The sequence below is a fragment of the Nonomuraea basaltis genome, assembly GCF_005893125.1.
Lineage (GTDB): Bacteria > Actinomycetota > Actinomycetes > Streptosporangiales > Streptosporangiaceae > Nonomuraea > Nonomuraea basaltis.
The window spans coordinates 46067-57819 of sequence record NZ_VCJS01000010.1; the positions used below are offsets into that span (position 1 = coordinate 46067).

At 67.7% G+C, this 11753-nt stretch carries 14 protein-coding genes; all 14 read right to left on the reverse strand.

All coding sequences use genetic code 11. The features are described 5' to 3' along the window. Positions 1-49: 49 nt before the first annotated feature. Entirely contained in the window at positions 50-2290 is a 2241-nt protein-coding gene (locus EJK15_RS06765; protein WP_138709506.1) for a phage tail protein, read from the reverse strand. Positions 2291-2559: 269 nt separating this feature from the next. Further along, positions 2560-3060 (reverse strand): DUF7426 family protein, encoded by a 501-nt coding sequence (locus tag EJK15_RS70260; protein WP_171074152.1) that lies wholly within the window; start codon positions 3058-3060, stop codon positions 2560-2562. Then, positions 3060-3536: a phage tail tube protein gene (locus EJK15_RS06775; protein WP_138709507.1), complete on the reverse strand. Its 477-nt coding sequence runs from the start codon at positions 3534-3536 to the stop codon at positions 3060-3062. The genes EJK15_RS70260 and EJK15_RS06775 overlap by 1 nt, the downstream gene beginning before the upstream one ends. A gap of 72 nt (positions 3537-3608) precedes the next feature. Further along, the gene (locus EJK15_RS06780; RefSeq protein ID WP_138709508.1) at positions 3609-4058 is read right to left on the reverse strand and encodes a minor capsid protein; all 450 of its coding nucleotides are present in this window, start codon (positions 4056-4058) and stop codon (positions 3609-3611) included. Then, a complete protein-coding gene (locus tag EJK15_RS06785) occupies positions 4055-4456 on the reverse strand; it encodes a hypothetical protein (protein WP_138709509.1) in 402 nt (133 codons plus the stop codon). Before EJK15_RS06785 ends, EJK15_RS06780 begins: the two co-directional genes overlap by 4 nt. After that, positions 4456-4677 carry a hypothetical protein gene (locus tag EJK15_RS06790; protein WP_206060699.1) on the reverse strand — a complete coding sequence of 74 codons (222 nt, stop codon included), beginning with the start codon at positions 4675-4677 and terminating at the stop codon, positions 4456-4458. The genes EJK15_RS06785 and EJK15_RS06790 overlap by 1 nt, the downstream gene beginning before the upstream one ends. A 91-nt stretch (positions 4678-4768) precedes the next feature. After that, positions 4769-5167 carry a hypothetical protein gene (locus EJK15_RS06795; protein WP_138709511.1) on the reverse strand — a complete coding sequence of 133 codons (399 nt, stop codon included), beginning with the start codon at positions 5165-5167 and terminating at the stop codon, positions 4769-4771. A 62-nt stretch (positions 5168-5229) separates the two neighbouring features. Then, complete coding sequence (locus EJK15_RS06800; protein ID WP_138709512.1) at positions 5230-5571, reverse strand: hypothetical protein; 342 nt, start codon at positions 5569-5571, stop codon at positions 5230-5232. After that, positions 5564-5893: a hypothetical protein gene (locus EJK15_RS06805; protein ID WP_138709513.1), complete on the reverse strand. Its 330-nt coding sequence runs from the start codon at positions 5891-5893 to the stop codon at positions 5564-5566. Before EJK15_RS06805 ends, EJK15_RS06800 begins: the two co-directional genes overlap by 8 nt. Before the next feature lie 8 nt (positions 5894-5901). Continuing rightward, positions 5902-6843, reverse strand: a complete 942-nt coding sequence (locus EJK15_RS06810) for a phage major capsid protein (RefSeq protein WP_138709514.1) — start codon at positions 6841-6843, stop codon at positions 5902-5904. Between the two features lie 48 nt (positions 6844-6891). Further along, positions 6892-7764 (reverse strand): hypothetical protein, encoded by an 873-nt coding sequence (locus EJK15_RS06815; protein WP_138709515.1) that lies wholly within the window; start codon positions 7762-7764, stop codon positions 6892-6894. A 240-nt stretch (positions 7765-8004) separates the two neighbouring features. Further along, a complete protein-coding gene (locus EJK15_RS06820) occupies positions 8005-9879 on the reverse strand; it encodes a phage minor capsid protein (protein WP_138709516.1) in 1875 nt (624 codons plus the stop codon). Between the two features lies 1 nt (position 9880). Beyond that, complete coding sequence (locus EJK15_RS06825) at positions 9881-11449, reverse strand: phage portal protein (protein ID WP_240776809.1); 1569 nt, start codon at positions 11447-11449, stop codon at positions 9881-9883. A gap of 37 nt (positions 11450-11486) precedes the next feature. Further along, positions 11487-11750: a hypothetical protein gene (locus tag EJK15_RS06830; RefSeq protein WP_138709518.1), complete on the reverse strand. Its 264-nt coding sequence runs from the start codon at positions 11748-11750 to the stop codon at positions 11487-11489. Positions 11751-11753: the final 3 nt, after the last annotated feature.

Here is an 11753-nt window from a genome sequence, read left to right on the forward strand (position 1 = left end):
ACCCAGCGGGGTGATCTAGCAGCACACCATCCACCGAGTACGACGGCATCTAGATCACCCCCAAGGCGCCAGCGAGCTGGAGCCCGCGGTTGACGGTCGTGCTGGTTGGTTCGGCCTGCGGGTAGTAATTCGTCTGATGGATCACCGTCCGCGCGTTGGCGAGGCCGCCCCCGGCGAGCCCGTTCGGCACGTTGACGCCAGGGGCGGCCAGGTCGGGAATGCCGGTTCCGGAGACGATTCCCGCCATGCGCTGGGCAGCAGTGCGGACCATGCCTCCGGCCGCGGTGATGCCCTGTGCGAGTCCGGCCGGGACTTGCTTGCCGATCTTCATGAAGAGTCGGGACGGGCTGTGGATGCCGAGGAAGTCGAGGACGGGGTCGGGCAGGATGGACCGGAGGAAGCCGACGATCCTGTCTTTGATCATGTTTCCGGCTGCGACGATGCCGTTCCATAGGCCCTCCATGAGCGCGCGTCCGGCGTTCATGATCGTGTCGCCGAAGCCCTTTATCGCCGACATGATCGACTGGAAAGCTCCCCGGAAATCGCCGTTGAGCAGCTTGACGACGGCCGTGATGATCTTGATCCAGAAAGGCAGGAGAACCGTGCCAATCTCAACCAAAGGTCCTATGATCGGCTGAATTACGCCGAGAATCTTGGACAGCTCGCCGACCCAGGAAGTGATCAAGGGGATCAGCGCCTTGACCAGGTCCAGCATCGGCGGGAGCAGGTCCATCGCCAGTTTGATCAAGGGCGGTAGGACCGTTTTAAGTGCTTGTGCTAGGAATTGTCCGAATTGAGCCGCCAGTGGGGCTGTCGCGGCCGCGAGCTGCGACACCGCGCCGGACAAAACCGGAAGAATCGGCTGCAAACTTGACGCAAGCGCCTCAATCACCGGCCCCAGCACGGCCGCCAGATTGCTCAGCGCAGCCCCCAGGACCTGACCCAAGATCCCGGCAAGCTGACCGATCACCGGCAGCAGCGGAGCCGCCGCCGCCAGCGCCGCAGAGATTCCCTGACCGAGCGCGAGCAGCCCAGCCTGAAGTGCCGGATCAGCGAACGCCTTGGACAGCATCTCCGCGATCAAGGTCAGCCCCGGTCCCAGCGCGGCCAGGGCTGGCCCGAGGGCGGACACCGCGGCGGAGAGCCCAGGACCTAGGGCGGTCGCGATGTTCGCGATGTGGGGCGCGATCTGCGCGACCGCACCGCCCAGCGCCGTGAAGATCGGGAACAGGGCGGAGCCGACCTGCGACAGGCTCTGGAAGATCGTGACCAAGATCTCTTGGCCCCGTGCCGAGTTGACGAACTCGTTGATCTTCCCCAGGAGCTGACCTACAACGCCGAGCGCTCCGGTGCCGCCGGTCTCCATCGCGGCAAACACCCCGCGCAGGATGCCGAAGACGTTGGTTAGGATGCCGCCGAGCTGCTGGAACACCTGCAGAGCGCCCTGCATCCAGCCGAGCGCCTTCCCGGACTGGGCGGCGTTGGACAAGAACTCACCGAACCGCTGCGCGGCCGAGGCAATCCCCGGCGCAAGACCCGACGAGAACTGCGCACCCACCACGGCGACGTCGCGCAGACCGGCCAGAAGCGGCTGGATCGCGGGCTCGAAGGCGGCGACCGCCGACTGAAGCAATCCGAAGATCGCCGTGACAGCGGACACTGAGGCCGACGACGCGGCGAACTGCAAAACCTGGGCAGCGGCAAAGCCGAACTCCCTGGCCACGCCCGACATGCCGGCCTGAAGCGGCCCGGACAGCACAGTTGTGACCTGCGTGATCCGGCCGATCAGCGGGCCGAAGAAATCATCCTGGACCGCCGATCGGAGCCCGTCGATGGCGGGCTTGGCCTCGTGCAGCTCGCGAGCGACCGTCTGCGCGGCCGGCGACAGCCGCGCCAGCGCCTCCTCGAACTTCTTTGGATCACCGCCTAGAGCTGCGGAAAAGGCTTCGCCGACCCCGGACAAGGCCACCTTCAGCGTGGCCAACGCGGCCACGCCGAGCGCGATCACGCCCGGCCACGCAGACACGATTCCGACCGCGGGCGCGAGCACCGCAACGAACGCGACGCCACCCTGGGCGGCCGTCGCCAGCCCGGCCGCGGCGACCGACCCGGCCAGCGCCATCGCGGTCAGGCGGACGCTCATCGCGGCCGCGTTCGCCGCGACCGATCCCAGGCTGGACTGGGACTTCTTGGCCGCCTCATCGAGATCGTTGACGAACTTCTTGATCGGCGGCCCCGACCGGTTCTTGACGAGGATCGTGGCGAAGAGTTCGCCGACGTTGAGGCCCATGAGCCACCTCTCGGGGAGTCGCGATCACAAGGGAGGCGAGGGGAGAAGGCGGCAATATGGCTGCGCTACCGCTGGCGCTTAGCGCAATTTGCGGCGGCCTGCGTCGTCGTCGCCCGGGTCGAGAGCCCGCGCGATCCGCGTGTCAGCGGTCAGCAGGCCCATGATGCGGGCTTGCAACCACCGCCACGACCGGCGACTGAGAAGGCCGGGCTCGTCGATGTCGATCCCGAACTCGCTGTGGAGATCAGCCTCGACGAGCCCCCACCTGGTCAGGAGGTCATGCCACGTGACCCGGCCGCCTTGCCACGAGAGGCCGTCTTCCGGGTCGTACCAGTCGCGGAGCCCCGTGCTCGGGTCGATGTCGCCGCCGAGGCTGCCGTCCGAGTCGGGGCCTGTGCTTCCCCCTCCGGGCCGGACTCCCAGTGCTTGGCTGCGGCCTCCAAGCCGGCCGCGACCCAGATCAGCGCCGTCTGCCCGACGTGCTGAATCTTGGGCCATAGCACCTTGTCCGTAAACAGCTCGTCCCAGACCGGGCCCAGGATGCGCCGGTAGAGGTCCTTCTCCTGGTCGTCGTCGAGCACCGCCTCGGCGAGCTTGGTCAGGCCCTCCTCGTCAACGTCCTGCCCGGTCTGCGCGGCCAGGCCGGCGTGCATGAGCCGCTGGCACAGCAGTCCCACCTCACCGGAAGGCGGCGGGATCACGTACGTCTTCCCGCCAACCGGAAGCTTGAGGGTCGGGTCGAAGAACTCGTCGAGGTCCTTGAACGTCATCAGGGAGCCACCGGGTTGTCGATCTCGACCGGAGCGCCCTGGCCGAGCAGCGTGAAGCTGAACGGCTCCAGGTCCGTCACCTCACCGCCCGAGGTGTACTCGGTGACGGTGCACACGCCCTCGTACGCGTCGGGCGCGCCATCGCGTCTGAACCACCTGACCTTGATGTTCGCCGAGAAGCCGACGACCCCCGCGGCCTGCCGGATCTTCTCCTGGCCCGGGTCCGGAGTGAACACTGCGGCCTCGGTCCGCTTGCGGCGGCCCTCGGCCTCGATCTGCCACGTCCGCTGCGTCACAACCGAGCTGCCGTAACCGGCCTCGTCGTCGAAGTCGCCGTCTTCCTCCGTGTTGTCGTCCGAGCTGCGCTCGAACGAGGTCAGGCCCTTGACCGGGGTCCAGGTCGGCACGGGCGCGCCCGGCGCGGCCGTGTCCACCTCCAGCCGCCAGTCCCTCGCGAGCAGGCTTCGCAGCGCCATGATCTCTCCTGTTCGGGTGCATGCGAAAGCGCCGCCCTGCATCAGCGAGACGGCGCTAAGAAAAGGGGGGAGTTAGTCGCGGTACAGCGTCGGCCAGACCACCATCAGCTCGTAGGAGTCCGGCCGCTCCCACCGGCCGGACGAGTCACGCGCCAGCGCGGCCACGATCGTCCGCTGCATCAGCAGCACGACCACGCCCGTGGACAAGGTCAAATTCGACCTGCCGTGCAGCGTCGCGAACACCTCGTCGGCGTAGTCGCCAACGACGCGCGGGTCTGTCGCGGTCCGCATCCGGGCCTGCACCAGCACCGTCGAATCCGACTGCTCGGGGTCGTCACCGCCCGCACCGGTTCCGTAGATGGCCAGCGCGATAGCCTCATCGGGCTTGCTCGGCAGACCACCGAGTGTGATCGCCCGCTGAGACTCCGTGTAGGCGCCGACCGGATCCCAGTCGCCTACGCCAGCCTCAGCCAGCAGCACCGCCAGGCCGGTGAGCAGATCGCGGCTGAAGGTTTCGCTCATCCGCGCATCGCCCTCTCCAACTGGGTGCCGATGATCTGGTGCACGGTGTCCGCCTCGGCGCGGAGCGTCTTCTCCAGCCACTTGGGCTCACCCTGGATCGGGTGATCCCACTGCAGCTCCTCGTGCTGCCTGGCCGCATACGCGATGTCGTAGCCAAGGGCGGCCTTCAGCTGGCCCTCGTCCACCGCGATCGAGCCCGGCCGCTCACGCGGGTCACCAGACCTCTGCAGGTCACCCGTACGCCACGGCGTACGCGACGCCGCCTCCGTCAGGACGTGCTCTGACGCCAGATACACGCCCCGCGCGGCCGCCTCGTTCAGCTCGTGCTCGATGATGTCGGGCCCGAGCTTGAGGTCGAGCCGAACGTCGATCTTCACCTTCACGCTCGCCTTGCCCATCAGCGGCACACCACCTCAACGTGATCCGGAGTGGGCAGCCCGCCGCCGTCGCGCGCGTACGACGCGATGACGGTGGTGACCCTGCCGTTGACGGTGACCCTGCTGCCCTCGGGGCAGCGAGTACCAGGTGGGAAGAAGATCGTCGTGTCGGAGACGGTCTCGGCGCCCTGGGCGTCGCGGACGAGACGCCGCTCGTCGTCAACGAGGCACCTCACTGTCACCGCAGCGCCGTAGAGCGGACCGTACGCGCCGTCACCCTGAAACGGCTCGATAGACGCGGTATGCCTGAGCAGCCAGTCAGGAAGCACGCGATCACCACGCCGCCGTGTCGAACGCGTACCCCGGCAACAGGCCCGCGGTGTGCAGGATGCGGCCAGCGTCCGGCGCGTGCCGGGCCGGCCCAGACCCACCGCCACCAGCGCGCGACAGCCGCACGCTGCCGATCGACACGTCCTTGAACGTGGCAGCGACACCGTACGGGTCGCCCGTCGCGATCATCCAAGCGGCCTGCGCGCACGTCGCCCGCATCACCGCGTCCCGCTCCTTCGGATCGGTCGGCATCTCCGTCACCTCGTCGGTGTCGTAGACCGCGCCGATCAACAGCTCGTCGACCCGCTCACTGGCGCGGGCCAGCGACGCAGCGATCCCCTCCGGGGCGGGCTTGCCCGTGAAAGTCGAGAAATCGTCGGCCGTCGCGTACACCACCACCACGGGCCTCCTCTCCCAGACATGAGTAATCGCCAGCGGTACCGCTGGCGATTACGGGTTTCAGATCAGGCGGGCAGCTCGTACACCGCAACCTGGACGTCAGCCGGGTTGTCGTAGTTCATCCACACGCTGTCGTTGCTCTGCCGGTAGATCGGCGGGAACGGCGGCACGAGCAGGTCAGCGCCAGCGGCCAGCACGTACGGCCGGTCAGGCAGTTCCTGTCCGTCCACCTGGCCAGGCATGACCACCGTCACTGTCCGGGGCGACGCCCCGGCGTTGATGAGGCGGACCTGACGACGGGCCGAGAAGCCAAACGCGTGCCCGTCCGCGTGCGCGGGTGTCAGCGCGGCATTGAGGTTCACGCCAGCGCGGCCCATCTCCGTGACCGCCAGGTTTTCCCTAGCCATCGCTCTCCTCCTGGCCGAACTCCTCGATGAGGGCTGCCTTCGACAGGGCCCGCGCGTCCTTCTCAGCCATACCGCGCGACACCGCATAGATGACCCACGTGGCCTTGTTCGCACCCTCAGGCGGAGGACCAGGCGGAAGGACGGGGGCCGGGCCGGCCGGAGCCTGCGCGACGGCAGGCTCGGGCCCGGACGGTACAGCCGGAGCAACCGGATCGGTGGGCCGAGACAGGATTACCCAGTTCGGCCAGCACTCCAGAATCAGGTCCCGCTCCGGCAGCGTCACCGTCTGCCCGGTGTTGCTGTTGTGGTAGATCCAGGACATGCGGCCGCCTACGGCTTCGCCTTGGTGGCGCCGGTCGTGATGACCACCGCGCGGTCGGGGTCGAGCGTCTTGATCCCGTACAGGGTGTCGATGCTGATCACGTCTTGCTTCTTCGAGATGTCGTAGTCCATGACCACGCGCAACCCGAAGCCCTTGTAGCTCTCCACGTGCGCGTTTGCTGCGCCCTGCGGGAGGACCAGGGGTCTGGTGACCAGGGCGAACGCCGTCCGGTGGAATGCGACGCCGATCTCGTGGTCCGGCAGCGTCGCGCCGGGCGGGTCGGCAGGCAGGAACTCCGGCTCGCGGATGTTCTGCGTCTGGTAGCTGTCGAAGCCGAACACCCTGCGACCCAGGTTGGCCTCGCGGAGGCCCTCGGTGTCGCCGCGCGCGTCGGCCCTGTGGAACAGCTCGTCGGACAGCCACAGCGCTTCCTGCTCCGGGCCGACCACGATGTACCTGTCCGTGGCAGGCACGTTCTTCTGGTTGAGCACGCGCCGCGCAGCGATGGCCACGCGCGGGTTGGCGTACTTGAACGGGGCAGCGTCGGCGTTGAGGCCGACCTTCTGCACGACGTCGTTCCGCAGACTGAGGATGTCCCGGTCGATCTTCTGCGCGATCGCCTCGGTCGCCGGGGCCAAGAGCTGCTGATTGAAGTCGATGATGTCCAACGTGAGTTCCTCGCTGGTCACAGCGAAGGAGACGTCGGCGAACTTATCCAGCGTGATCGGAATCGAACCTTCGGTAGCGTTCTGGATCTCGATCCCGGTTGTCCGGTTGAAGTTCTTTGCCTCGAACTTCGCGGGCTTCCTGATCGTGATCGTGTCGCCGATCCGCGAGACAAACTCCTCCTCATAGTCGCGGTAGACGAGCTGGGACATCACGGTGGTTTCGTACAAGTTGGCGAGCGCCTGCCGCGCGATCACGGACGGCGTCAGAAACGTGTTAGCCATCGGGCCTTATCTCCAGACATGGGAAACCGGCAGCGGTACCGCTGGCGGCTACTGCGACGACCTCTTCGCCCTCTGCTTGCGGAAGTCGTCGATGGACGGCTCGGAGCTGGGCGTACGTCCGCCAGGCCCGCCGGCGAACTCACCCCCCGAGCGAGAGGGCGGCCCCGCCAGGGAGCCAGCCTTGAACTTCGGGTTTTCCGTGACCGCGAGTTCGATCACTTCGCCGAGCTTGGCGGCGAAGTCCTGCGCGTCGGTATCCAGGTCACGGACCTTCTTCAGGAACGAGCGGCTATCGAGAAGAGCGTCGGGATCAGCGCCGAGCTTCAGGCCCTGCCGGTGCACGGCCAGCTCCATCAGTGCGCGACGGTGCCGGTCCTTCTCCTCGTCGCGTTCCTTCGCAGTCGTATCCCGCTCAGCGGTCAGCGTCTCGATCACCTGCTCCGGCGTGAGCTCCTTCTGCTCATCGCCGACCAGGCCGAGAGCCTTGCCGATCTGCTGCACAAAATCGGCCTGCACCTGCTGAGCGATCTCGTCGCGGGACGGCCCCTGCGTCTGCTTGGCCTCCTCCAGCGCCTTCTGCACATCACGCAGCTCGGCGCGGTAGTCGCCCGCCTCCTTCCGCAGGTTCTGGAAGAGCTTCTGACCCCACTCCGGAAGCTGGTCCACGCGGAGCGCGTCCGGGTTAACCTGCTCCTCTTTCTGCCGGGCGGCAGCCAGAGGATCAGGGCCAGACGGAGCCTGCTGAGCGGGCGGCGTGACCCCGGCCTCGGGTCCACCGCTCTGCGGATCGCCCTGCGGCTGGCCTTCGCGTCCTTCGCCTTCAACAGGAGCACCGCCAGCGATCGCCCTGATGGGGCGGCCGTCCTTGCGGTAGCCGATGATCGCGCCAGGCGTCGTCGGCAGCGTGTGAACCTTGAACATTGGCCCTCCCGGAGCCGGACATGGAAAAGGCCCGCGCCAGGCGGGCCTACAGAACGGACAGAACCCCAGGTCAGCGCCCGGCTGACTGAGTCCTGCGGTAGATACGAACCCACAGCACAGCAAGCGCCCTGTTGCGGGCGTCCCCTGCGGGGTCGTACGGGCATTTGGTAACCGGGCGGCGCTGAACCGCCGCCCACCGCGCCGTGGTGACGGCCGCCCTGTGATCAAGTTCGGATAGCGTCACCTGCGGTCCTCCCTGGTCCGCCGTGCCGCTCTCATATCGGAGGCGCGGCCGAGCAACTGGGCGCGGAACTCCGTCAGCGTCATCCGCGGGTGCTTCTCCCACCACGCCTTCAGCTCGTCGGAAGCCCACTTGTACGCGACGTCCTGCCTGCCCGACAGCAGCGACCGGCCGTCAACACCACGGCGCCGGCCCTCGGCGTTCACCATCACCCCGCGGGTGAAGTTCTCGGCCGCGATGTACTGGACCTCGATCCACTCATCGAACAGGCGACGAACCACCTGGTCGACCGTCTCGCCAAGCATGCGCTGCGACTCGACATGAGCGCGGGACTCCTCCCGCCGCAGCAGGTCCGGGTCCAGCCCGTACACCAGCGCGTACGCCTGAAACTCGTCCATGCCGTCGTCGATCATGTCGGCGACCGCGCGATCCTCGGGCGTCTCCTCCAGGTCGTAGCGCCAGTCCGGGTTCTGCTCGCGACGGTCCAGCTCGGCCAGCAGCCGCTCCAGCGCCACGTCATCCCCGGCCTGCGAGAAGCGCTCCACGAGCTCGAGAACCTGCTCGTCGGTGACCTGGGTGAAGTCCTCGGGCAGCTCGCGGACGGCCGCGCGCACCTGCTCGCTGCGCTGCTGCTCCCGGTCGACGTCGCGCTGCTCCAGCACTTGCGAGATCCGTGCGACTGCCCCAGGGTCGTCGCCGCGCTGTCCGAGCAGCGCGGCCAACTCCTCATCCGACCGCTTCTTCAGGTTCTTCGGCAGCACCTTGGCTCGCTGCCGATCGCTGCGGATCGGCAGGCCGGATTCCTTGGCGTGCTCACGGATCTGCTCCGTCAGGGCCTTGGCCCGACGATCAGCTCTGTCCCGATCCTTCTTCTCCAGCGCCACCGACGCCTGCCGCCGAGCAGCACGTAAGTCGCGCTCCATGCGGCGCATCTTCTGTGAGTCGCCGTAGTCGGCCGGATGCTTGCGCACAAGGGGGCGCTTGGTCGCGCCCGGCAGGTACGCGCCCAGGTTGTGCCCACACCCCGGATGCAGCAGGCCAGCGGTCCGGGCCTGCTCGACGGTGCCCTCCACGAGCACGTCAACCATCGTGTCCGACACATACGAGAGTTCCTGCCGCCACCCGATCGGCCCCGCCTGGGAAAGGATCTTCCCTTCCCAGAAGTCGCACTTCTCGCAGGTGAAGGGCAACCTGCTGACGATGACCAGATCGACGCCGTTCTCCTTCAGCGTGGCCAGGTGGCCATCGACTGAGGCTCGTGCCATCGCCGCCCGCACGGCCATCTCCGCGTACGCGCCCATCGACCACGACCGGCCCTGCGAGTCAGTGAACCCGGTGATGCCGCGGCGAGCGAACATGTCCAGCGCGCGCGACGTCGCCTGCTCCCTCGTCTCCGCACCCGTCAACGCCCGCCCGGCCACCTGCGCCACCACCTGAGAGAACACGTCCTCCGTGGTGCGCAGCGCCCCAACGTGGACGCTCTGCACACGCTTCACCGTCTGCCGTGCCAGCTCGATCACGCCCTGGCCCTGACCGATGCGCTTGGCATTGCCGAGGTGCGTCAGGTCCGTCATCGCCCGCTGCACGCCGCGCCGCCACGCCGAGGTGACACCCGTCGTGACGAGCTTGTCCGACAGCCGCTCCAAGCGGCGCACCACCCGGTCGGCCTGGCGGCGCAGCTCTCGCAGCTCAGCGAACCGAGGCCCTTCCCACTCGGGTTCGCCTAGCCGAGCAACCAGCGCCTCAGACACGACGCGCAGCAGTTCCCGCTCAGCGTCGTAGTAGATGGCCGCCACGGCGCGGGCGTGGTCGAGAGCGGCCTCGATCTGCTCCAGGTCCTGAAGGGCCAGGGCCTCGGCCGCCACGGTGCTCACGTCAGTCCTCGCCGTCCCGGTCGGGCACCAGGACGTCGTCGAGCCGGTCCGGGTCGGCGACGTTCAGCCCGAGCTCGTCGCGCAACTTGTTCATCTCGGCCCTGACCTGGTGGTCGTCCCACTCGGGGTGGACCATCCGGATCTTGGACTCCAGGCTGAGGGCCTGGGCGCGGTTGAATAGCTCGATCGTCCGGGCCACGCCCTCCGGGTCCGGCATGACGCCGTCCGGCCAGTGAACCTCACCGCGCTCCGCCGACACTTTGGTCCCGAACACGCCATGGTCCACGCTCAGGATCGCTTCCGACAGCCACTGAAGGCCCGGATTCCAGTAGCCCGTCTTCCGGCCTCTCGTGCTGAACGACTTACGCTCGCGGGCGTGAATCTCCGTCGCCGTCATCTGGCGACCGGACCCGTCCGCCTCTCCGAAGCTCTGCGCCGAGTAGCCGGCACCCCTCAAGATCTGGGCCACCAGCGCCTTGCCGGACTCGACATGCTCGGTCACCCGGATGGCGAACTGGCTGACCGTAAGCATCGCGTTCGGCGCGGTGCCAGGCGGCGGCAGCATGCCCAGGCCGCTGTAGATCTCCCTGTCCGGATCCCAGCTCGCTCCCTTGCCGCGGCCGTGGTTCTCCAAGAACAGGTCCGGCACGACGATCCGGCCCTTGCCGAGCCGGATGTCGCGCATCAGCGACGTCCACACCTCATCCAGCGCATCCATCAGGTGTTCAACGCCCTGATAGTCGCTGCGGCCCAGCGCCGTGCCCCTGATCAAGCGGTGCGGCCTCATGTTCGGCACGTAGCTGACCAGCAGGCCACGCGGATAGTAGGTGTCGAACCCGCCCGTCTCGTCCACCTTGTCGGCGTACACCTCGGTTTCCGGGTTCTCGGTCAGCGGGATCGGCTTGCCGAGCCGGTCGCTGGTGCCCTCGAAAAGTCCGTGGTAGACGCGGCCGCGTTCGTGCCGCTCAAGGTGCCGAATCACGCACTTGTCATCTTCGGCCAGCACCCGCCAGAACGTCACTGCGTACAGCGCGCCGTAGCGGAACTCGGGGATGGCGGCATCCGGAGGCAGGACGCTGAGTACGGGATGGTCGTACATCTCCTTGTCCCAGCCGACGCGCAAATAGCTGCCGCCGTATGCGCTGCCGATCTCGGCTGCCTCCAGCAGGGCGCCGTAAATGCCCGCCTCGTGCATGATCGTGTCGAGGCGCTTCTGACCTTTCGGGCCCTTCACCCGCAGCGTCGGCGGCTCGCTGAACAGCAGGTCAGCCGACGTGGAGGAGATGTCGCCCGCGATCGGCACGTGAAGCTTCGTGTTCCGTACCTGACCCGCCGGCGTCGAGCTTCCCCAAAACCATCGGCTGACCCGGTTCATGAACCCGGTCACGCCCGGCTGAGGACGATCCCAGCCCTTCGGGTCCAGGCCAACCCCGTGTACCTGGTTCGCGCCGTACACCTGCGCCAGATGATCGGGATCTCCGGCGTACCACGCGCCCCACTGCGCATACAGCCGCAGCTCACGTCGGATATGCGGCGGCGGCCACTCCTGGTCCTGCACCGGCAGTGGCATCTCCACGCCCCTCTACTGTTGTCGATCGCCGGAACGGTCAGGCAGGCCAGTGCCAGGTGCCGGGCGCGGTGCCGGGCGCGGTGCCGGGCGGCACGTTGCACTCGTGGAATCCGCCCAGCGCGCCCGGGGTGAACACCCACAGATGCACGTGGAATGCGCTGTCGAGCGGCGGGACCGCGCCCACTCGCACCCCCTCCGGGTCGAGCGTGTCCACGTCAGCGGTCACGATCGCCGCCCGGACCGCGTGCAGCCCTTGTGTGCCCCGGTAGCGAACGATCTGGCATGTGGTCGGACGATCCATGAA